The sequence below is a fragment of the Pseudomonas sp. PB105 genome, assembly GCF_009764655.1.
GTDB classification, from domain to species: domain Bacteria; phylum Pseudomonadota; class Gammaproteobacteria; order Pseudomonadales; family Pseudomonadaceae; genus Aquipseudomonas; species Aquipseudomonas cyclaminis.
The window spans coordinates 14,332-35,682 of record NZ_RWIO01000039.1; the positions used below are offsets into that span (position 1 = coordinate 14,332).

The 21,351-nt window shown below is 60.2% G+C and carries 17 protein-coding genes; 6 read left to right on the forward strand and 11 right to left on the reverse strand.

Annotation, left to right across the window (positions count from 1 at the left end; genetic code table 11):
* Positions 1–71: 71 nt before the first annotated feature.
* The 10 genes from EJD88_RS09005 to EJD88_RS09050 all read right to left on the reverse strand — a co-directional run bounded on the left by EJD88_RS09005 (position 72) and on the right by EJD88_RS09050 (position 11,174).
* Positions 72–917: a D-hexose-6-phosphate mutarotase gene (locus EJD88_RS09005; protein ID WP_099585441.1), complete on the reverse strand. Its 846-nt coding sequence runs from the start codon at positions 915–917 to the stop codon at positions 72–74.
* A 99-nt stretch (positions 918–1,016) separates the two neighbouring features.
* Complete coding sequence (locus tag EJD88_RS09010; protein WP_122308159.1) at positions 1,017–2,363, reverse strand: carbohydrate porin; 1,347 nt, start codon at positions 2,361–2,363, stop codon at positions 1,017–1,019.
* Positions 2,364–2,448: 85 nt separating this feature from the next.
* Entirely contained in the window at positions 2,449–3,609 is a 1,161-nt protein-coding gene (locus EJD88_RS09015) for an ABC transporter ATP-binding protein (RefSeq protein WP_099585443.1), read from the reverse strand.
* Positions 3,610–3,611: 2 nt separating this feature from the next.
* Positions 3,612–4,457: a carbohydrate ABC transporter permease gene (locus EJD88_RS09020; RefSeq protein ID WP_099585444.1), complete on the reverse strand. Its 846-nt coding sequence runs from the start codon at positions 4,455–4,457 to the stop codon at positions 3,612–3,614.
* The gene (locus tag EJD88_RS09025; RefSeq protein ID WP_003175732.1) at positions 4,450–5,358 is read right to left on the reverse strand and encodes a carbohydrate ABC transporter permease; all 909 of its coding nucleotides are present in this window, start codon (positions 5,356–5,358) and stop codon (positions 4,450–4,452) included. Before EJD88_RS09025 ends, EJD88_RS09020 begins: the two co-directional genes overlap by 8 nt.
* An 80-nt stretch (positions 5,359–5,438) precedes the next feature.
* Positions 5,439–6,725, reverse strand: coding sequence for an ABC transporter substrate-binding protein (locus tag EJD88_RS09030; protein ID WP_099585445.1), 1,287 nt, complete (start codon positions 6,723–6,725; stop codon positions 5,439–5,441).
* Between the two features lie 104 nt (positions 6,726–6,829).
* The gene (locus tag EJD88_RS09035) at positions 6,830–8,089 is read right to left on the reverse strand and encodes an AGE family epimerase/isomerase (RefSeq protein WP_158877801.1); all 1,260 of its coding nucleotides are present in this window, start codon (positions 8,087–8,089) and stop codon (positions 6,830–6,832) included.
* Positions 8,090–8,260: 171 nt separating this feature from the next.
* Positions 8,261–9,106 (reverse strand): ATPase, encoded by an 846-nt coding sequence (locus EJD88_RS09040; RefSeq protein WP_099585447.1) that lies wholly within the window; start codon positions 9,104–9,106, stop codon positions 8,261–8,263.
* A gap of 123 nt (positions 9,107–9,229) precedes the next feature.
* The gene (locus tag EJD88_RS09045) at positions 9,230–10,228 is read right to left on the reverse strand and encodes an NAD(P)-dependent oxidoreductase (protein ID WP_158877803.1); all 999 of its coding nucleotides are present in this window, start codon (positions 10,226–10,228) and stop codon (positions 9,230–9,232) included.
* A gap of 52 nt (positions 10,229–10,280) precedes the next feature.
* Positions 10,281–11,174 (reverse strand): LysR family transcriptional regulator ArgP, encoded by an 894-nt coding sequence (locus EJD88_RS09050; RefSeq protein WP_112196573.1) that lies wholly within the window; start codon positions 11,172–11,174, stop codon positions 10,281–10,283.
* 96 nt (positions 11,175–11,270) lie between these two features.
* Between EJD88_RS09050 and EJD88_RS09055 the strand changes: the two genes are divergently transcribed.
* The 6 genes from EJD88_RS09055 (at position 11,271) to EJD88_RS09080 (ending at position 17,171) form a co-directional block, all read left to right on the forward strand.
* Positions 11,271–11,465: an ACT domain-containing protein gene (locus EJD88_RS09055; RefSeq protein ID WP_099585450.1), complete on the forward strand. Its 195-nt coding sequence runs from the start codon at positions 11,271–11,273 to the stop codon at positions 11,463–11,465.
* 5 nt (positions 11,466–11,470) lie between these two features.
* Complete coding sequence (locus tag EJD88_RS09060; protein WP_099585451.1) at positions 11,471–12,073, forward strand: LysE/ArgO family amino acid transporter; 603 nt, start codon at positions 11,471–11,473, stop codon at positions 12,071–12,073.
* A 177-nt stretch (positions 12,074–12,250) separates the two neighbouring features.
* A complete protein-coding gene (locus EJD88_RS09065) occupies positions 12,251–12,847 on the forward strand; it encodes a superoxide dismutase (RefSeq protein WP_003212997.1) in 597 nt (198 codons plus the stop codon).
* A 135-nt stretch (positions 12,848–12,982) separates the two neighbouring features.
* Positions 12,983–13,204, forward strand: a complete 222-nt coding sequence (locus EJD88_RS09070) for a hypothetical protein (protein ID WP_158877804.1) — start codon at positions 12,983–12,985, stop codon at positions 13,202–13,204.
* Positions 13,205–13,648: 444 nt separating this feature from the next.
* Positions 13,649–15,700: a bifunctional diguanylate cyclase/phosphodiesterase gene (locus EJD88_RS09075; protein ID WP_158877805.1), complete on the forward strand. Its 2,052-nt coding sequence runs from the start codon at positions 13,649–13,651 to the stop codon at positions 15,698–15,700.
* Positions 15,701–15,827: 127 nt separating this feature from the next.
* Positions 15,828–17,171, forward strand: coding sequence for an imelysin family protein (locus tag EJD88_RS09080; RefSeq protein WP_099585454.1), 1,344 nt, complete (start codon positions 15,828–15,830; stop codon positions 17,169–17,171).
* A 63-nt stretch (positions 17,172–17,234) separates the two neighbouring features.
* Here the strand turns inward: EJD88_RS09080 and EJD88_RS09085 are convergent, their stop codons facing one another.
* A complete protein-coding gene (locus EJD88_RS09085) occupies positions 17,235–21,341 on the reverse strand; it encodes a dermonecrotic toxin domain-containing protein (RefSeq protein WP_158877806.1) in 4,107 nt (1,368 codons plus the stop codon).
* Positions 21,342–21,351 lie beyond the last annotated feature (10 nt).

A 21,351-nucleotide genomic window follows, 5' to 3' on the forward strand; every position in this document is an offset into this window, starting at 1 on the left:
ACATTTGAAATGTATTCACAGGTCAAAGTGTGGGAGGGGGCTTGCCCCCGATAGGGCCATCAGCCACACCGCTAAACCCCAGCCCGAGCCTGCAAACTCAAATGCGCCCTCTCCCCCGGCGCCAAACTGGCCCCGGCCATCGCCGATTCCACACACACAAACCCCGACGCCTCGTTGAAGCTCACGCCCAGCAACGGCCGGCTGCCCGGATGCCAGACCACGGTGTCCGCACTGTCACCCGTGTCGATGCACAGTTCACGCTGCCAAGCATGATCCTTGAGCTGCAATTCACCCTCGTGCTGGAACACCCGCTGACACCCACCGTCCACCCGCAATTCGCCTTCCTGCTGGCAAACCTGGCGACTGAGCTGGTCATAACCTTGCGCACCGTCGAGCCCAGACAGCGCTATCTCGTCGACGTGACCAATACGCCAGTAAGCGTGCAAAGCATGGCTCAACTGGCACGGGAGTTCGTCCTGATGCTCGGTGCTCAGGCGCAGTTCCAGGGTGTCGCCCAGGTGCGCGTGCAGGTCGACCTGCCAGTCGCACAGCTGCAATTGCCAGTGCAGACGCACGCCGTCGTCGTCGGTGCTGCTGTCGAGGAGCTTCCAGTCGATCAACCGCGCCCAGCCGTGAGATGGCCATGCGTTTTCGCTCGGATGGCGGCCATACCACGGCCAGCACACCGGCACGCCGCCACGGATGGCGCCGACTTGCGGCCACTTGGCCGCGCACCACAACCAGGGTTTCTGGCCACGGGGCTGGAAATGCAACAGTTGCGCACCCTGGCGGCTGAACACCGCCTGGCACAGCGGGTGGTCAATCACCAACACATCGCGCATCTGAAAGCGCTCCCAGGCGAACACCGGACGCTCGCGCAGGGATTTGAAAAAACGTTGCAGCGGATGCTCATGCATGTGCCACGGTCCTGAATATCACAGTGCAGCCCAAAAAAAAGCGGATAGCCATGGCTACCCGCAAATGCGCACAGAGAGAAGGAGCTTATCGCAACAGCGTTAGAACGTAGACTGAATTTTCAGGCCAGCCACCAGCGCGTTGTCGACTTTATCCACGCCGCCCGGTTGGACAACGTATTGCAGGTTGGGACGCACGGTCAGCCAGTTGGTGACGTGGAAACCGTAGTTGATTTCGAAGTTGTACTCGGTCTCGCGGATCGGCGAGAACAGCGCGTTGTCGTAGTCGCTCACACCATTGGAGGCGTTGAGCAGCTCGGCGTTTTTCTTCACGTCATCGTTGACGTGCAGGCGCGCGGCACCAATACCGACGTCGTCTTTTGGACGCGCATCGAATGGGCCTTTGTACACCAGCATGATCGACTGGTAGTTGTCGACAGTGTTGGTTTCCTTGTCGTGGAACGTGGCGTTGGCAGCGATGTTCAGGCCACGGGAAGCATCACCGTTGTGGCTGGTGAGTTGCTGTTGCGCAACGAACCAGTAGCCTTTTTTGCTGCTGTGGGTGCGGTAGTCTGCGCGGGTAGTGGCCGCGTCATTGCCATTCACGTCTTCACGGACGTCGCTGGCATCGGCGGCGCTCTTGTAGAAGCCCACACGGTATTCGCCCGGCAGGTTATTCACCTTCGGCGACCAGACCAATTCCACCGGGATCACAGTGCCTTTGGTGCCGCTGCCACTCAGTTTGAAGCCGTTGCCGTGCTCCAGTTGCGACGGGTTCTGGTTGTACGCACCGATTTGCGCATACAGCTCAGGCGTGATGTTGTACTTCACGCGGATCGCGGCCTGGCTGACCGGCCAGTTGTACCAGGTGCTGACGTAGTTACCTACTTGCGAGCCGCAGAACGACAGGTTCTGGAAGTCGCATGGGAAGGTGTTGAAGTCTTCGCCTTCACCGAAATAGCCGAGCTTGACGTCCAACTTGTTGTCGAACATCTGGTGCTGGATCCAGAACTGGGTCAGACGCACCATGTGGCCACGGCCGTAGACTTCCATCGACGAGCTGAGCGTGCCGGCACGTGGGTCGCCAATGCGGTCGTTGGAGATGTTCTGGCCATTACGGTTGGTGAACTGGATCTTGGCCTGGGTGTTGTCCCAGCCCCACAGTTTTTGCAGGTCGAGGGCAACGCCCAGACCGAACTGGTCAGCGTAGCGACCGGTCTTGTCGTTGTTGTAACCACCGTGGGCGTTGTAGCCCATTTCCCCTACGTAGTCGGCCTTGATATCGATACCTTGCTCGATCAGCTTGGTACGCTCGCCGCCCCAATCGCCGGTCATCCATTTGGAATCGGCGCTGAACGCATCGGCCGCCATCGCATTGGCGGACAATACAAGGGCTGCTGCAGCTGACAGTTGGCAGATCAGCCGGGTGTTGTTGTGTTGCTTTTTCATCCCTACATCCTCGTCTTTATTGTTATTAAACTGTTTTTATCTAACGCGGGTTACATTTTTTAACTAAAACAACAACTTATCTCGTTCAGCGACCCTTGAATTGGGCCACGTTATCGGCGTGCCCCTGTGTCGGCACTGAAGTAGCCGTGCCCAGACGCTCACCGGTGTTGGCGTCAAACAGCAGCACCTTGGCCGGATCGAATTGCAGGGTCAGGGTCTCGCCCACCTGAGGTGCCACATCGGGCGCCAGGCGGCAGCAGACTTTGGTGTCGTTGAGTTGCACGAACACCAGGGTGTCCGGCCCGGTCGGCTCGGTGACCTGGACTTCGGCACGAATGCTCGACGCACTGTCGCCCTCGCCCGCCGCCAACAGGATCTGCTCCGGGCGCAGGCCCAGGATCACGTCGCGGTCTTCCAGGCCGGCATCTGTCACGTTCAGCGCCAGCTCACAACGCGCCTGGCCGCTGTCGAGCAGGGCTACCAGGCGACCGTCCTTGCGTTGCAGGCGCAGCGGCACAAAGTTCATCGGCGGCGAGCCGATAAAGCTCGCCACAAACTGGTTGGCCGGGTTGTTGTAGATCTCTTTCGGCGTGCCGAACTGCTGGATGATGCCGTCCTTCATGACCGCCACTTTATCGCCCAGGGTCATGGCTTCGATCTGGTCGTGGGTCACGTAGACCGTGGTGGTCTTGAGGCGCTGGTGCATCAGTTTCATTTCGGTGCGCATCTCGACGCGCAGCTTGGCGTCGAGGTTGGACAGCGGTTCGTCGAACAGATAGATCTTTGGCCGACGCGCCAACGCCCGGCCCATGGCCACGCGCTGCTGCTGGCCGCCGGAGAGTTGGCCCGGCTTGCGGTTGAGCAGGTGTTCGATCTGCAGCAGCTTGGCCACGCGCGCGACTTCGGCGTCGATGTCGGCTTGAGGCATCTTGCGGATCTTCAGGCCGAATTCGATGTTCTCGCGCACGCTCATGGTCGGGTACAGCGCGTAGGACTGGAACACCATGGCGATGTCGCGGTCCTTGGGGCTCATGCCGCTGACGTCTTGATCACCGATCATGATCGCGCCGCCGGTGATGGTCTCAAGGCCGGCGATGCAGTTCATCAGCGTGGATTTACCGCAGCCAGAAGGGCCGACCAGGATCAGGAATTCACCTTCCTTGATCGACAGTTCGATGTTCTTCAAGGTGTCGGGCAGGCCGGCGCCATAGGTCTTGTTTACATTGCGAAGTTCAAGCGTAGCCATGATTACCCCTTGACCGCGCCGGCCGTGAGGCCGCGCACGAAATACTTGCCTGCGATCACATAGACCAGCAGGGTCGGCAGCCCGGCGATCATCGCCGCCGCCATATCCACGTTATATTCCTTGGCCCCGGTGCTGGTGTTGACCAGGTTGTTCAGCGCCACCGTGATGGGCTGGGAGTCGCCACTGGAGAACACCACGCCGAACAGGAAGTCGTTCCAGATCTGGGTGAACTGCCAGATCAGGCAGACCATGATGATCGGTGTCGACATCGGCAGAATGATCTGACGGAAGATGGTGAAGAATCCCGCACCGTCCAGGCGCGCGGCCTTGATCAGCGCGTCCGGAATGCTCACGTAGTAGTTACGGAAGAACAGCGTGGTGAACGCCAGGCCGTAGACCACGTGGATGAACACCAGGCCAGTGGTGGTGCTCGCCAGGCCCATCTTGCCGAGGGTGAACGACGCCGGCAGCAGCACGGTCTGGAACGGCAGGAAGCAGCCGAACAACAGCAGGCCGAAGAACAGCTGCGAACCACGGAAGCGCCAGAACGACAGCACATAGCCGTTCAATGCGCCGATGGCGGTGGAAATGAGTACGGCGGGAACGGTGATCTTGATCGAGTTCCAGAAGTAACCATCGACGGTGTCCCAGGCCTTGACCCAGCCAATGCCGGTGACCACGGTGGGCCAGCTCAGCAGGTTGCCGTTGGTGATGTCTTCCGGGGTTTTGAAGCTGGTGAGCAGCATCACCACCAGCGGCACCAGATACAGCAGCACCGCAAGGATCAGCACCGCGTAGATCGCAACGCGGCTCAGGCTGATGGCCGGTTTGTTAGCGAGACTAGTCATTACGCTTGGTCCTCAGCTCGGAGTAGAGGTAAGGCACGATGATCGCGAGGATCGCACCGAGCATCAGGATGGCACTGGCAGAGCCCATGCCCATCTGGCCACGGCTGAAGGTGAACGAGTACATGAACATCGCCGGCAGGTCGGACGAATAGCCCGGACCACCCGCGGTCATGGCCGCCACCAGGTCGAAGCTCTTGATCGCAATGTGCGCCAGGATCATCACCGCACTGAAAAACACCGGACGCAGGCTGGGCAACACCACGCTCCAGTAGATGCGCGGCAGGCTCGCGCCGTCGATCTGGGCGGCACGGATGATCGATTGATCAACGCCACGCAAACCGGCAAGGAACATTGCCATGATGAAACCGGAGGCTTGCCAGACAGCGGCGATCACCAGGCAATAGACCACACGGTCCGGGTCGATCAGCCAATCGAGACGGAAGCCTTCCCAGCCCCAGTCACGCAGGAGTTTGTCCAGGCCCATGCCCGGGTTGAGCAGCCATTTCCAGGCGGTACCGGTGACGATCATCGAGAGCGCCATCGGGTACAGGTAAATAGTGCGGATGAAGCCTTCGCGACGGATTTTCTGGTCGAGGAAGATCGCCAGGGTCACGCCGATCACCAGGGTGATGCCGATAAACATGCCGCCAAACAGCGCCAGGTTCTTGCTCGCCACCCACCAGCGATCGTTGTCGAATAAACGCTCGTACTGCGCCAGGCCCGCCCACTTGTAGCTCGGCAGGAACGTAGACGTGGTGAACGACAGCACAAACGTCCACAGGATGTAGCCGTAGAAGCCCACCAACACGATGAACATGCTGGGCGCCAGCACCAATTTGGGTAGCCAGCGCTGCAGTGCATCGAACGGCGAGGCTTTGCTGAACACAGCAACAGAACTCATGGGAAAATCCAATACAGGGAAAAAGGACTACAGAAACAGGCCTTGTGAGGGGTCAGGGGTCCCCCTCACAAGGTCAGCTGTTACTTGGCTGACTTGATCGCAGCGCCGAGCTTCTTGGCGGTGTCGGCCGGGTCGGCTTTCGGGTCGTTGATGAAGTTGGTCACGACATCAAAGAACGCACCTTGCACAGCCAGGGTGGTGGCCATGTTATGCGCCATGCTTGGTTGCAGGCCGCCGGACTTGGCGTCTGCCAGGAAGTCCTTGGCGGCGGTCTGGGCGCAGGAGTCGAAGCCGAGCTTGTCCATTTCATTGAGCATGTCGGTACGAACAGGAATCGAGCCCTTGTTGATGCTGAACACCTTCTGGAAGTTTTCACCCAGCACGACTTTGGCGATGTCCTGCTGACCGGCGGCGGTGCCTTTGTCTTTCTGCTTGAACACTGCCAGGGAGTCGATGTTGTAGGTGAAGGCTTTGTCGGTGCCCGGGAAGGCTACGCACTCGTAATCCTTGCCGGCGACTTTTTTGGCGGCCGTCCATTCGGACTTGGCCCAGTCACCCATGATCTGCATACCGGCCTTGCCGTTGATGACTTTGCCAGCTTCGAGGTTCCAGTCCTGGCCTTTGCCGTCGACGTCCATGTAGGTCGCGACTTTCTTCAGCTCGGTGAGGGACTTGACCATTTCCGGGCCAGTCAGCGCAGCGTTGTCCAGGTCGACCAGGGCTTTTTTGTAACCATCGGCACCCATCACCGAAAGCACGACCGCTTCAAACACGGTGCTGTCCTGCCAAGGCTGGCCACCGTGGGCAAGCGGGATGAAGCCTGCGGCCTTGAGCTTGTCGCCGGCTGCGTAGAATTCTTCGAGGGTGGTCGGGTTCTTGGTGATGCCGGCTTTCTTGAAGACTTCCGGGTTGATCCACAGCCAGTTCACACGGTGGATGTTGACCGGTACGGCAACGTAGTCACCGTCGTACTTCACGGTGTCGGAGACTTTCTTGTCGAGCAGGGAGTCCCATTTTTCCGCTTTGGCGACGTCTTTGAGCACGTCGGTGTCGAGCAGACCGGTGGACGCCCATTCCTGGATGTCGGGACCTTTGATCTGGGCAACGCCGGGCGGGTTGCCGGCGACCGCGCGGCTTTTCAGCACGGTCATGGCCGTGGCGCCACCGCCACCTGCGACGGCACCGTCTTTCCAGGTGAAGCCGTCTTTCTCAACTTGGGCCTTCAGGACATCTACAGCCGCTTTTTCGCCACCCGAGGTCCACCAATGCACAACTTCAACCGTCCCTTTGGAGTCGGCGGCAAATGCACTGAGGGGAAACAACGAGGCAACGGAAATAGCTACGGCGAGGCGATTAATCGCGTTCATCTGAATACCTTTTCTTGTTGTTATGCATGCAAGTCTAGGGCTTGCGCTGCACGGAGTTTAAACATGGTTTTTTCGAGCGCAGGTAACAAAGGGATGCACAAATGTCACCATTTGGTGACATAGCGCCCAGCACTCAACGCGCTGGTCATGCTCGGCGCCAAGGGCAGTGCAGGCAGCACCACCGCTTGCCAGGCATGGTACAGGTCCGGCTTGCCACCCCAGATGTTGCTGCTGGGCTGGTTGTGCGGATTGAGTTCGTGGTGCCAACTGCCGTGGATACGGTCGATAAAGTGGGTTTCGCAGAACTCCCAGAAGCGCCGATACCAGGTCTCGTAATGCAGTTCGCCCGTGCGTTTAAGCAAGGCTTGGGCTGCAGCGCTGGCCTCAGCGTGCGTCCAATGCAGGCGTTCGCGCACCACCGGCTGGTGGTTCCAGTCCAGGGTGTAGACGATGCCGGGGGCGCCATCCACGGCCCAGGCATATTCGCAGGCACTGGCGAACAGGCCCTTGGCGTCGCTCACCAGCCACTCTGGCGTAACAAGCCCGGCTTGCAGGCGAGCGGCTTCCAGGTGCAGCACCAGCCGCGCCCATTCAAAACCGTGGCCGGGGGTGATGCCATAGGGGCGGAAGCCGTCGGCGCGGTTGTCTTCGTTGTAATTGAGCAGCGGCTGCCAGTGCGGGTCGAAATGCTCGATGACCATGAACTGGTTGCCGGCCGCATGGGTGTGAATCACGCGCTCGACGATCCGCAGTGCACGGTCCAGCCAGCGGGTATCGCCCGTCACATCGGCCAGGGCGAGGAAGGCTTCGGTCGCGTGCATATTGCTGTTGGCGCCGCGATAGGCTTCGACGCCGCTCCAGTCCTGGGCAAAGGATTCGAGCATCACGCCCTCTTCTTCGCTCCAGAAAAACTGGTCGATGATGTGGGTCGCGTCATTGAGCAGGTTCTGCGCACCCGCCGCTCCCGCCACCACGGCGGAGCTGGCCGCCAGGGCGACGAACGCATGCAGGTAGGCGGCCTTGCCGGTGTTGCCATCCTGGGCCTGGGGCGTGGCGAACCAACCGCCGTGCTTGCTATCACGCAAAGGGCCACTGAGGGCCGCGACCCCGTGCTCGACCAGCGCCGCATAGCCCGGCAGACCCATGGCGTGGGCCATGGCAAAGCTGTGGGTCATGCGGGCGGTGTTCATGGTTTCGGCGTGGGCATTGGCCGGCAGTTGGCCTTTGTCGTCAAGGTTGCCAAACCCTTCTGGCAGGCGCGACGCCTTGGCAAATGCCAGCAGGCGCTGGCCTTCGGCAGCGAGCCAGGCATGGTGGGCAGGCGCGTTAAGCCAACTGCTGGCAGGCAGTGGTTGCATGGTCATGGGTGGCCCTTATTATTTTTTGTGGGATGACCGGAGTCTAAACAAGGGCGGGAGGTGGGCAAGTAACGAAGGGGATGGGAAATGTCACCAAGTGGTGACATTGCAAAAGGACAGATGACTCCAGTGGTGAGCGGGCTCACCACAAGGGTCAGTCATCCCGGATGCCAGACGTCATTGGCCCAGCGGGGTGACCTTCGCCGGCGCGTTGAGCTGTTGCTGCAGGTTCTGCACCTGGCTCTGCAATGTAGTGATATTGCGCGTGGTCTGGATGCGGAACACGTCGAACTCTTTGTTGGTCGGCGCATCGCTATTGGCCGGCTGGTTGTCCTGCGCGCTTTTGAGCACCACCAAATCCTGCTCAAGACGCGCGATGGCGGCGCTTGGGTTGCCTTGTTTTTTCAGCGCCGCAACGTCGGCGACCAGCTCTTTGATCTCTGTGTCGCGCTTGCCCGCATCACCCTGTGCCGCCTTGAGCGTGGCTACGGCGTCGGTCAGGGCCTGGACCTGGCCTTGCAGCTTGGCGTTGGCGCTCGACAGCTCGGTAGTGCTGGCTGTCATTTGGGCGAGGCGTTTGTCCAGTTCGGTGGCCTGGCCGGCGACGCCGAGCTGCTGCTTGCCCTGCTCCAGCAGTTGGCTTTCCAACTGCTTGATCTGCAGTTTCAATGCTTCGCTGCCGTTGTTCACGCTGGCTTCACTGGCGACAACCTTGCCGGAAATATCCTGCAGGCGCCCCGCCGCTTCTTCGCTGATGCGTGCAAAACTTTCCTGGGTGGCAACCAATTGCTGCCCCATCAGCGATATCTGCTGGAAGCTCCACCAGGCCAGGCCGGCAAAGGCGATCAGCAGCGCGCCGATCAATGCCCACAGCGGGCCGGTGTTGGCGCCCTTGACCTTGACCACTGGCGTGTTGCGCGAACGCACCGAGGTGGCCGGGGAAGGTTCGAAATCGTCGTCATCCCCAGTATCGGCCCGCAGGCTGGGAACGTTGTCGAAGTCGTCTTTAGCATCGTTACGCATGAATCAACCCTGAATCGCTGAAGTGGCTGGAACGCCGAACGACGGGAGTATAAACCGCAGCCCCGTCGCACTGATCGACTCGGAACCGCGAATTCGGTTCCCCATGTGTTGCCTGGTGTGACCTTACTTGAACCCTGGATCCTGGGCCTTCCACCAACCGCAGAACTCGTCGAGGGCGGTCCACAGGCTGACCTTGGGCTCGTAATCCAGATAATGCCTGGCGCGGCTGATGTCGAGGGTGAAATCTTTGTTCATCACTTGCATGCCCAGGCGCGACAACGCGGGTTCCGGCCGCCCAGGCCACATCGCGCAGACGGCCTCGTTCAGCGCCGCCACGCTGTAGGACAAACCATAGGACCGATATCGGGTGACCTGGGGCAATTCCATTTGGCGCATCACGTAGTTCACGACATCCCACACCGGCACGGGCGCGCCGTTGCTGATGTTGTAGGCCCGGCCCAACGCCGAGCCGGGCGCCAGCAAGCTGCTGAGCAGGGCTTCGTTGAGGTTGTGAATGCTGGTGAAGTCGACTTTGTTCAGGCCGTCACCGACGATCGCCAGGCGCTTCTTGCGCTGCATTTTCAACAGGCGCGGGAAGATGCTCATGTCCCCGGCGCCGGTGACGAAACGCGGGCGCAGGGCCAGCACTTCGAGACCGAACTCCTGGGCGCCGAAGACCTTCTGCTCCGCCAGGTATTTGGTCGCGGCGTAGGGATGCTTGAAGCGCTTGGGCACTTGTTCTTCGGTCAGGCCCAAATGATCACGGCCATCAAAATAGATCGACGGCGACGACAGGTGCACAAGGCGCCCGACCCGCTGTTTAAGGCAGGCCTCGACAACGTTTTCGGTGACCAGCACGTTGCCCTGGTGAAAGTCCTGGTAACGCCCCCACAGCCCCACGGCACCGGCGCAGTGCACCACGGCTTCGACATCGCGGCACAGGTCGCGCACCAGGTCGGCGTCATTCAGATCACCCTGGATAAACTCGGCACCGCGCCGTACCAGGTGCTCCACACCCTCGGCGCGCCGCCCGTTGACCCGCACGTCCAGGCCCTGCTCCAGGGCGAAACGCGCAAAGCGCCCGCCGATGAAGCCGCTTGCGCCGGTGACCAGAATCTTCATGTATTACCCCGTGTTCTTTCGTTTTTCATCGCTGTTGCCTTGACGACCGCCATCAGTCCAACGGCACCAACCATTGGCCACATGCCTGGGCCAGATGGTCGGTCAGCAGGCCCAACAACTGCCCGCCACTGCGCCAATGATGCCAGTACAACGGTACATCGATGGGCTTATCTGGCAACAACTCCACCAGCACGCCCTTTTCAAGTTGGTCGCGCACCTGCAATTCGGGCACCAGGCCCCAACCAAGCCCGGATTCCGCCAGGCGGATAAAGCCTTCGGAAGATGGGCATAAATGGTGTTCGAAACCGCCGTCCACGCCCAGGGATGCCAGGTAGCGGTGCTGTAGGAAGTCATCCGGGCCAAACACCAGCGCCGGGGTGCGAACCAGTTGATCGGCGCGCACGCCTTGCGGGAAGTGACGAGCAATAAAGGCCGGACTGGCCAGCGCCCGATATCGCATGGCGCCCAGCAACAGGCTACGGGCTCCGGCCACCGGGCGTTCACTGGCACAGATACACGCCGCCACTTCACCGGCGCGCATGCGTTTGAGGCCGACTGTCTGGTCTTCCACAATCAGATCCAGCAACAAATGCTGTTCGGCGCAGAAGTCACTGACGGCCTCGGCCCACCACGTCGCAAGGCTGTCGGCATTGAGGGCGATGCGCAGGCGTTCGGGCATGCCCTCGTCGTCCAGCGCGGGCACCTGGCTTTGCAGGTCGCGCTCCAGCAACCGCACTTGCTGCACATGGTTAAGCAGGCGCCGCCCGATATCGGTGGGTGTGGGCGGTGATGCGCGCACCAGCACCGGCTGGCCGATACGCGCTTCCAATAACTTGATGCGCTGGGAAATGGCCGACTGCGACAGCCCGAGCACTTGGGCGCCGCGTTCGAAGCCAGCCTGTTCCACCACCGCCGCGAGGGCGGAAAGCAATTTATAGTCGAACATCAGTTTCTCTAATGAGCGATCAGCAATATTGGTTTTTCTTATACAGCCTCGCCCGTGAGAATGACCAGCATTGCTTACCTCTATAAGGAACCTCCCATGGCTGGCGAAACCGCCCTGGCAACCCTGCTGCGCAGCATGAGCCCGCACCTCAATGACGGTGACTACGTGTTCTGCACCCTGCCAGACCATCGGATCCCGACCGGCTACTACCACGATCATCTGTTTGTCGGCCGCGCCGATGCCGAGCGCGCAATGCACGTGCTGCGGCAACTGGCGGCGGACGCGGAGTAAATCCTATGTGGCAAAGCTATCTGAACGGACTGCTGGTCGCCCTCGGCCTGATTATGGCCATTGGCACCCAGAACGCCTTTGTCCTGGCACAAAGCCTGCGCCGCGAACATCACTTACCCGTGGCGGCATTGTGCGTGGTGTGTGATGCGCTACTGGTGGCCGCCGGGGTGTTCGGCCTGGCCACGGTGCTTGCGCAAAACCCGCTGCTGTTGGCGATTGCGCGCTGGGGCGGCGCGGCTTTCCTGTTGTGGTATGGCACTCTGGCACTGCGGCGGGCGTTCTCCACGCAGAGCCTGGAACAAGGCGGCAACCTGAAAGTGCGCTCGTTGCGCGCCGTGTTGCTCAGTGCCTTGGCGGTGACGCTGCTCAACCCCCACGTTTACCTGGACACCGTGCTGCTGATCGGCTCGCTCGGCGCACAACAGACCGAACCTGGCGCCTATGTCGCCGGGGCCGCAAGCGCATCATTCCTGTGGTTCACCACCCTGGCGCTCGGCGCGGCGTGGCTCGCACCCTGGCTTGCACGCCCCGCCACCTGGCGCCTGCTGGACCTGCTGGTGGCGGTGATGATGTTCAGCGTGGCCTACCAATTAATAAGCGCGCCATGAACTTATTCCAAAAGGCTCTGGAACCTCTATTCCACACAGTTGTTGCGTGGTTTTGCCGCACCCCCGGTGCTATGATCCTGCCCCTGCGCCGCAAAGAGTACAAACTCCCCGGCGCTTGTTTGGCCGCCCGTGATCGGCCTTGCGCTCACCGCAACTGACCTGATTAGGAGAATCATCATGGCTTTCGAATTGCCGCCGCTGCCCTACGCACACGATGCCCTGCAGCCGCACATCTCCAAGGAAACCTTGGAATACCACCACGACAAGCACCACAACACCTACGTCGTGAACCTGAACAACCTGGTGCCTGGCACCGAGTTCGAAGGCAAGACCCTGGAAGAGATCGTCAAATCCTCTTCGGGCGGCATCTTCAACAACGCCGCTCAGGTCTGGAACCACACTTTCTACTGGAACTGCCTGGCGCCTAACGCCGGCGGCCAACCTACCGGCGCACTGGCTGAAGCCATCAACGCTGCGTTCGGTTCGTTCGACAAGTTCAAGGAAGAGTTCACCAAGACGTCCGTCGGCACCTTCGGTTCCGGTTGGGGCTGGCTGGTGAAAAAGGCTGACGGTTCCCTGGCCCTGGCCAGCACCATCGGCGCCGGCAACCCGCTGACCAGCGGCGACACCCCGCTGCTGACCTGCGACGTATGGGAACACGCCTACTACATCGACTACCGCAACGTGCGTCCAAAGTATGTGGAAGCGTTCTGGAACCTGGTCAACTGGAAGTTCGTGGCTGAGCAGTTCGAAGGCAAGACCTTCACTGCCTAAGCAACCCTTGCAGTAAAAAGAGCCCGGCGATTGCCGGGCTTTTTTATGCTGTAAAAAAGGCGGAACCCAACAGGCCGTTTTTGCCACGCAATCAGCGAGAGGAATTTTCCTCTACTACCTGTCGGAGAAATAACAATGATTAATGGTGCAACGGCAGCAATTCCGGTGGTTGGAGACCTGTTGAAAGCAGCCATTCCCGTCGTGGGAGATGTGGTCAAGGCGATTGCGCCACTGCTTCAACCCTTTGCGGATGCGATGGCAAAGAAAATTGGAGGCGAGGACACTGAGGCTTCAGACAAACCCGTAGATTTTTCCGCGCCAAAGGCTGAAAAGATTACGGTCACGTTCTCGCAATAAACAAGAAGACGCTGGTAGCTCAAGGGGGCAAGCAGTCTTGCTTGCCCCCTCGCTCAGGGCTTTTCGGCGCGGGCACCAGGCCTGCGCCATTAGAATGTGATTTGCGGCGGCTGGCTCGAACTCCCGCCGGCAGAACCCACTGAGCCACTCAACACGGTTTTTGCGAGGTCCGCTGCCATGCTTGCCGCCTGGCCCACCAGTGGAAGAACCATAGGGGCCAGCGCCGATGCTGCTGCCATTCCTGCTCCTGCTGCGATCATCCTCAATACTCCGAAATGTGTGAAAGGGGTATTCCTTTCATGACTTGGGTGGCCAGTTCCGAGTCTTCGGTTCCGTTTTTCGTAACTTTTTACGGATGGCCCAATGTCCCTTTGACTGCCATCACCAGATTGCCAATACTCATGGCATAGTGAAGGCCACCCGCATGAGACAAGGAATGCCCCTTTGAAGCTGGAACTCAAGAACAGCTTGTCGGTGAAGTTGCTACGGGTTGTGCTGCTGTCGGCGTTGATCGTGGGCGTGGCGCTGAGCGTGGCGCAGATCGTTTTCGATGCGTACAAGACGCGCCAGGCCGTTGCGGGCGATGCCCAGCGCATCCTCGACATGTTTCGCGACCCCTCGACCCAGGCCGTCTACAGCCTGGACCGCGAGATGGGTATGCAGGTGATCGAAGGGCTGTTTCAGGACGACGCCGTGCGCATGGCCTCCATCGGTCATCCCAACGAAACCATGCTCGCGGAAAAAAACCGTGCCTTGCAGCAATCCTCCAGCCGCTGGTTGACCGATCTGATCCTGGGACGGGAACGCACCTTCACCACCGCATTGGTCGGTAAGGGCCCCTACAGCGAGTATTACGGCGACCTGAGCATCACTCTGGACACGGCCACCTATGGCAAAGGTTTTATTGTCAGCTCGGTGATCATCTTTATTTCCGGGGTGTTACGTGCCTTGGCCATGGGCCTGGTGTTGTATCTGGTTTACCACTGGCTGCTGACCAAGCCGCTCTCGCGGATTATCGAGCACCTGACGTCGATCAACCCGGACCGCCCCAGCGAGCACAAGATCCCGCAACTCAAGGGCCACGAGCACAACGAGTTGGGGTTGTGGATCAACACCGCCAACCAGTTGCTCGAATCCATCGAGCGCAACACCCACCTGCGCCATGAAGCAGAAAGCAGCCTGTTGCGCATGGCTCAATACGACTTCCTGACCGGGCTGCCGAATCGCCAGAAACTGCAGGAGCAACTGGACAGGATCCTCATCGACGCCGGCCGCCGCCAGCGCCGCGTGGCGGTGTTGTGCGTGGGGCTGGATGACTTCAAAAGCGTCAACGAGCAGTTCACCTACCAGGCTGGCGACAAATTGTTGCTGGCCCTGGCAGACCGGTTGCGTGCCCACAGCGGCCGCCTCGGCACCCTCGCCCGCCTGGGCGGCGACCAATTCGCCCTGGTACAGGCCGATATTGACCAGCCCTACGAAGCGGCGGAGCTGGCGCAAAGTATCCTCGACGACCTGGAGGCGGAGTTTGCCCTCGATCATGAGGAAATTCGCCTGCGCGCCACCATCGGCATCACCCTGTTCCCGGAAGACGGCGACAGCACCGAGAAGTTGCTGCAAAAAGCCGAACAGACCATGACCCTGGCCAAGAGCCGTTCGCGCAACCGCTATCAGTTCTATATCGCCAGCGTCGACAGCGAAATGCGCCGTCGCCGCGAGCTGGAAAAAGACCTGCGCGACGCCTTGGGCCGTGAGCAGTTCCACTTGGTATACCAGCCGCAAATCAGCTATCGCGACCAACATGTAGTGGGTGTAGAGGCGCTGATCCGCTGGCAACATCCGGAACACGGCCTGGTGCCGCCGGACCTGTTTATTCCGCTGGCCGAGCAGAACGGCACCATCATCCCGATTGGCGAATGGGTGCTGGACCAGGCCTGCCGGCAATTGCGCGAATGGCATGACCAGGGCTTCACCGACCTGCGCATGGCGGTCAACCTGTCTACCGTGCAGTTGCACCACGCCGAGTTGCCACGGGTGGTCAATAACCTGATGCAAATCTACCGGCTACCGCCGCGCAGCCTGGAGCTGGAAGTCACCGAAACCGGCCTGATGGAAGACATCAGCACGGCCGCCCAGCACCTGCTGAGCCTGCGCCGTTCCGGGGCATTGATCGCCATCGATGACTTCGGCACCGGCTATTCATCGCTGAGCTATCTCAAGAGCCTGCCGCTGGACAAGATCAAGATCGACAAGAGCTTCGTCCAGGACCTGCTGGACGATGACGACGATGCGACGATCGTGCGGGCGATTATCCAACTGGGCAAAAGCCTGGGCATGCAGGTCATCGCCGAAGGCGTGGAAACCGCCGAGCAGGAGGCTTACATCATCTCCGAGGGCTGCCATGAAGGTCAGGGCTACTACTACAGCAAACCCCTGCAGGCCCGGGAGCTGGCGGTTTTTTTGAAGCAGGCCGAGCGCAATAACGCAGCCATTCTCTGACGCGGCAAAACGATACTGAATATTTCCCGCGTTTAACCCTTTACACAAAATGCAAATCTTTCGCATTATGTCGCAGTTTTTGCGCTCTCGCGCGCGCCCTATCAACAACCGAAGCAGGATGTTCGCCATGATTCGTATGCCCCTGGCCACCGCCAGTCTGCTGGCCATTGCCATTTCTCTCGCCGGTTGCGGCGAAGGTAAAGACAAGGCCGCAGCGCCCCAGGCGCCGACCCCGGCTGCCAGCACTACCGCTCCAGCGGCTGCCACCCCTGCCGGCAAGGTCGACGAAGCGGCTGCCAAGGCCGTGGTCGCGCATTACGCCGACATGGTCTTTGCGGTGTACAGCGATTCCGAGTCCACGGCGAAAACCCTGCAGACCGCTATCGACGCGTTCCTCGCCAAGCCGAACGACGAAACCCTGAAAGCCGCCCGTGCCGCCTGGGTTGCCGCTCGCGTGCCTTACCTGCAGAGCGAAGTGTTCCGCTTCGGCAACACCATCATCGACGATTGGGAAGGTCAGGTTAACGCCTGGCCCCTGGACGAAGGCCTGATCGACTACGTAGACAAATCCTACGAGCACGCCCTGGGTAACCCAGGCGCCACGGCCAACATCATCGCCAACACCGAGATCCAGGTCGGCGAAGACAAGATCGACGTGAAGGACATCACTCCGGAAAAACTCGCCAGCCTCAATGAGCTGGGCGGTTCCGAAGCCAACGTCGCCACCGGCTACCACGCCATCGAATTCCTGCTCTGGGGCCAGGACCTGAACGGCACCGGCCCTGGCGCCGGCAACCGTCCTGCGTCGGACTACCTGACCGGTGATGGCGCCACGGGCGGCCACAACGAGCGCCGCCGTGCCTACCTGAGCGCCGTGACCCAACTGCTGGTCAGCGACCTGCAGGAAATGGTCGGCAACTGGAAACCCAACGTCGAAGACAACTACCGCGCCACCCTGGAGGCAGAACCTGCCACCGACGGCCTGCGCAAAATGCTGTTCGGCATGGGTAGCCTGTCCCTCGGCGAACTGGCCGGTGAACGCATGAAGGTTTCCCTGGAAGCCAACTCGCCGGAAGACGAACACGATTGCTTCAGCGATAACACCCACAACTCGCAGTTCTATGACGCCAAGGGCATCCGCAACGTCTACCTGGGCGAGTACACCCGCGTCGACGGCACCAAGATGACCGGCGCGAGCCTGGCATCCCTGGTGGCCAAGGCCGATCCGGCTGCCGACACCGCGCTGAAGGCAGACCTGGCTGCGACCGAAGCCAAGATGCAGGTCATCGTTGATCACGCCAACAAGGGTGAGCACTACGACCAGTTGATCGCGGCCGGCAATGACGCCGGCAACCAGATCGTGCGCGACGCGATCGCCTCGCTGGTCAAGCAGACCGGTTCGATCGAAGCCGCAGCGGGCAAGCTGGGCATCAGCGACCTCAATCCGGATAACGCTGATCACGAGTTCTGATCAAAGCAGCGCACCGCAAGCGCAATGCTTGCGGTGCCTGGTCACAAGTCTCCCGCCTTTGCGTCAGCCCCTGATGATGGAAGCAATAGCGCTGTTATAACGATTGATCAGCCCGCCCTGCAGCACTACAAACTTCCCGCTGTCCTGACTTTGCCGGATGAGCGTTTTGCTCACCTCATCCAGAACATTCAGGCTCAGCTGCGATGGCGCACCTGGGACAAAGTGACGCGCCGAGGATACGCCGCCCCTCGGAATCATGCAGTACACCGTGTCACCTTGCGGCCATCGAAATAACAACTCCGGGCTCGGCCCTCCGTCGGCAATGAACTGGTAGCCCATCGCGCCCAAATGGCCCTTCAGCAATGCTCTGGCTTGGACTGCACCCCATGGGTCCAGCAGATTATTCCCGTACGTCTTGGGCAAGTTGAAATTCAGCGTTACAAACCCTGAAAGGGCTTGGTTGTCGATAATCGATAAAGGCTGAAGCAGCATCAATGGATCAAGCCCCAGCCCCATGCCTTTTGCACGCCATCTGTTCAACTGAGCCAGGAACGCCGTCAGCCCGCTTGAGCTGACAACGCCGCCAGGATTGCAGTAATCGGACAGCGCACCGACCAATTTTTTAGCGGCGCGTGTGGTCAAGACCGGAAAGGCCTCCATCGCATAGCCAGCTGGAGTTCGCTTAAAGTGCCGACTGCTATCGATCAGCCATTGATTGCTAGACACATCGAAACACGCCAAGCGAGGCTGTTGAAAGATGTTGCGGCTCACCATCACGTCAATGTCAGCGGTGACACTCGGCGGCAAGCGCGGATCATAGATATGAACCCAATTGTCGGGAAAACTGTCCCCCTTGGGCAGGATTGGATAGAACTGCTGCTCCACCTGGATGACATCTGCGGCTGCAACGCCTGACGCTTGAGGTACCTTGAACGTGTGAGGGCGAGATGCATTGGGCGTCAACTGCGAAGCATCCAGCTCCAGCCTCCAGCCAGACCATACGTACTTGCCCGGCAACACACTTGGCACTATGGGGAAACCGGGGCCTGGCACCACGACGGCAGGTTCGCTGACCGTGACGGTCGACGCGCCAAGCGGTTGGTAGCCGTTCAACAAGTCCCACACATCATCCACGGGGCGGTTCAGGTAGGCCTGAAAACGGCTGGGGATCTCACGCCAGGTACTTATTTCCCTCGCAAACTCCAACTCCAGTTCCAGGACCCGCCCCTGAGGGAAGCTGAACGAGTCGAGCACTTGCCGCGCACGGGTTCGAGACAAATAGGGAAAGGCATTCATCAATGTCCGCTCAACGGGGAAACCACCTTTCAAGCCAATGGCCGGTGCAGCGATTTCCCAATGCCCCAAGGCATGTCGGCGGATCGGCGCATGATGAAAAGCGAACGGCGTGCGTGCATCGATTACGCGCCAGACGTGCACATCGGCGTCGTACTTGACGAGGTACCAATGCCCGGCGTCCTTCAGAAAGTGCCTCGCCAAACCACCGTTTACGGGCGCCTGGGTGAACACGTTCTGGCGCTCCCAGCCCTTCAATGGCGTTAACCGCGAAGGCACTGTGCGTTGCGCCATTTTGCTGTTCAACCCCCAGGGCTGGGAGGGTTTGCGGGACGGTGCATGGCCCATCCAGCCATCAAACACCGTGCCAACCAATTCGGCGAAAGCTCTGACAAAGCCATGGGCCGCCACCTCCCGGTCCCCCTGTTTCGCCGCTTCGATGGCCTTGACCAGTGAATACAGGCTCCTGGCCAAACCGATCACCATGGTCACCTTGATCGGCAGGATCGCCATGACCACATCCAGCGCCACTTCAGTCACACCAGACACCGTGTCGATGTTGGTTTCCTGGGTCGTGGTCGATTGGGCGGCGGCTGAATTGATCGCCGCCGAGGCTTCGATCTCGTAAGCCTCCAGAAAGATGTTGTCCGCAATCCTGGCCAGATGCACCAGCGTGCCGGGCACCGGCGTCTTCAACAGGTTACGCACGCTCGACTGTTCATCTCGACTGACGCGACTCACCAGGTAGTCGTGCCAGGCGCTGTGGTTGATCACCTCGCGATAAAAGGCAGCGCGATCGCTGAACTCGTAAAACACACGCCCCAAAGGCGCCTGGGGCATATACACCACCAGCGAACCGACAGACTCCGACGCTGTACTGAACACCCGCACACCACGCACCCGGGCACCGCGCAGTTTGAGGCTGCGCACCAAAATGCGATGGCCCTCGACCAGGGCACGCTCACTGGTATCTTCAGGGTGATCCAGCGCGCAATTGACCCAGTTGAATCCCCGGTCGTGTCGATTGGGCAGGAAATCCCCGGCGATCTTTGCCTCAACGGCATCCACACGTACCTGGTATTGCATGAGCGTCGCGTAACTGTCTCGCTGGGCAAGGGCTGCGGGCGATGTCAGCAAGCGGTCCTTGAGAAAGGCATCATATTTTTCACCGATGTTCAGGCCTCGGACCAGGTCCTTGACCTGGGAAGCGCTCAGGCCCTCGTAGGGTTTGCCTTGGTTATCGGTGATCGTGGAGAAATTGACGAAGTTGAAATCCAACCCGCCGACGTTTTCCAGGGCCACTTGGGTCAAGCTGCGGGTGTGCGTGAGGTGGCGCGGTCCTTCATCCGGTATCACCGGCCTGGCGCCGGCGCCATACACCGCCGACGGTAGGCGTGGCGTTCTGGTCTGGACCTTGATGTGATCGGGGTCCACCTCAAGCCCATGCTCGGCTTTCAAGGCGTTGCGCAGTTGCTCATTGGCGTAGGCCAGCAACGTCGCCTTGTCACCGAACTGCTGCAGGGAGGGCAAGCCGTCCCATTCAAGCACACGCGCAAGCTCGTGTTGATACTGTGTGAAAGCGCTCGTCCATGCGGTTTGCTCGGCCGGTGATGCCGACTTCAGGAACGCCTTGAGTCGCCCGGCGATGCGCTTGGGCTCTCGGGCCAGCTCAATGGATTGCAGGCCGAAGGTATCGCCCAAATCAGTGACGCGGTTCAGGCTATCGGGCAGGTCACTGATCCCGTCAAACAGCTCACGACCGCGAAAATGCTCGATCTGGGTGGCGAAGTCCTCACGCAGTCGCTCACATTGCGCCTCAACGCTTGCCGCACAGGCCGAGTCGGTGATTTCCCGGTACAGCCACTGGTTCTGTGCGTTCGCCTGCTTGTGCGTGCCCATCCCACGGATGTGGTGCTTTTGGGCAATCATCATCAACAGCTCTTCGAAGGTCGTCTCGGCGCTCAATCGGCGATGCAGCTCCTGATCGAGCTGCGCCAGCGTTTCAAACCCTTCAAGCCCTCTTTCCGGGGTGAACAACACAACCGTGCCGACCGAGGCATCACTCGCCAACTCACGATCTGGTGCCGAGCTGGCGGATTGACCGCCGGGCTCCCTGGCAGTCAGCACCAACGCACCGTGCAGCAGCAAACTCGGCGCGGCGCCCTCACCCTTGAGCGCCACACTGAACACAGAGGGCCGGTAGCCCTTGAGGTGCTGCTGCCGGGACGCGTTATCGGGATAGCGCAGGATTTTAGTCAGCAGCACGTAGGCACCGTCGCTCAAGGTGCCATCGCTCTTGAGCAACTCGGCCTCAAGCCGCAGTTGCTCGGACCTCTGGGCGATCAGCCAGGCCTTGCGCGTTCGGGTGTCGGTCAGGCCAATCGGGCTCGACCAATAATGCTGCAGATAACGCTCATAACGCACCGGCAGCTCGCCCGCCAAGGCGTCCAGAAAACGATCGAAAGTGGCGGGGGTCAACTCGGTCACCGGCGTGGTGGCATCCCCCGTTCCGGTCCGGCGCTCAAAGGCAGTCTTGCCTTTGGCATAGTCCGACGGCTGCTGATGGACAATTCGCCGGACCACGGCATCCAACACATGGGCAGGCAGGTTGTGGGTGTGGTCACGGTCGAACAACGGGTTGGTGTTGCCCTCGCGGATGAAGATCGCCTGAGGATCGCTGTAGGAACCCAACGCAGGGAACGCCTGTTCCAGCGCGTCCTGGACAAATCCCTGGAATGTTGGCTGTTGCTGGAAAAAACGTCGGATCGTGACATTCAGCGCCACCAGGTCGTTCAGTTGGGAAACCTGGAGCGGCGTATCGATCGACGACAATCGCCGCCTGATCGAGGGATGCAGCGGCACGTGATTAGAGGACATGGGACCACCT

Coding starts and splice junctions, on each gene's coding strand:
- EJD88_RS09055 (WP_099585450.1), top strand. CDS start 11,271: ATGGCTGGCGAAACCGCCCTGGCAACCCTGCTGCGCAGCATGAGCCCG.
- EJD88_RS09070 (WP_158877804.1), top strand. CDS start 12,983: ATGATTAATGGTGCAACGGCAGCAATTCCGGTGGTTGGAGACCTGTTG.
- EJD88_RS09010 (WP_122308159.1), bottom strand. CDS start 2,363: ATGAAAAAGCAACACAACAACACCCGGCTGATCTGCCAACTGTCAGCT.
- EJD88_RS09030 (WP_099585445.1), bottom strand. CDS start 6,725: ATGAACGCGATTAATCGCCTCGCCGTAGCTATTTCCGTTGCCTCGTTG.
- EJD88_RS09080 (WP_099585454.1), top strand. CDS start 15,828: ATGATTCGTATGCCCCTGGCCACCGCCAGTCTGCTGGCCATTGCCATT.
- EJD88_RS09040 (WP_099585447.1), bottom strand. CDS start 9,106: ATGCGTAACGATGCTAAAGACGACTTCGACAACGTTCCCAGCCTGCGG.
- EJD88_RS09045 (WP_158877803.1), bottom strand. CDS start 10,228: ATGAAGATTCTGGTCACCGGCGCAAGCGGCTTCATCGGCGGGCGCTTT.
- EJD88_RS09015 (WP_099585443.1), bottom strand. CDS start 3,609: ATGGCTACGCTTGAACTTCGCAATGTAAACAAGACCTATGGCGCCGGC.
- EJD88_RS09005 (WP_099585441.1), bottom strand. CDS start 917: ATGCATGAGCATCCGCTGCAACGTTTTTTCAAATCCCTGCGCGAGCGT.
- EJD88_RS09035 (WP_158877801.1), bottom strand. CDS start 8,089: ATGACCATGCAACCACTGCCTGCCAGCAGTTGGCTTAACGCGCCTGCC.
- EJD88_RS09025 (WP_003175732.1), bottom strand. CDS start 5,358: ATGAGTTCTGTTGCTGTGTTCAGCAAAGCCTCGCCGTTCGATGCACTG.
- EJD88_RS09060 (WP_099585451.1), top strand. CDS start 11,471: ATGTGGCAAAGCTATCTGAACGGACTGCTGGTCGCCCTCGGCCTGATT.
- EJD88_RS09020 (WP_099585444.1), bottom strand. CDS start 4,457: ATGACTAGTCTCGCTAACAAACCGGCCATCAGCCTGAGCCGCGTTGCG.
- EJD88_RS09050 (WP_112196573.1), bottom strand. CDS start 11,174: ATGTTCGACTATAAATTGCTTTCCGCCCTCGCGGCGGTGGTGGAACAG.
- EJD88_RS09065 (WP_003212997.1), top strand. CDS start 12,251: ATGGCTTTCGAATTGCCGCCGCTGCCCTACGCACACGATGCCCTGCAG.
- EJD88_RS09085 (WP_158877806.1), bottom strand. CDS start 21,341: ATGTCCTCTAATCACGTGCCGCTGCATCCCTCGATCAGGCGGCGATTG.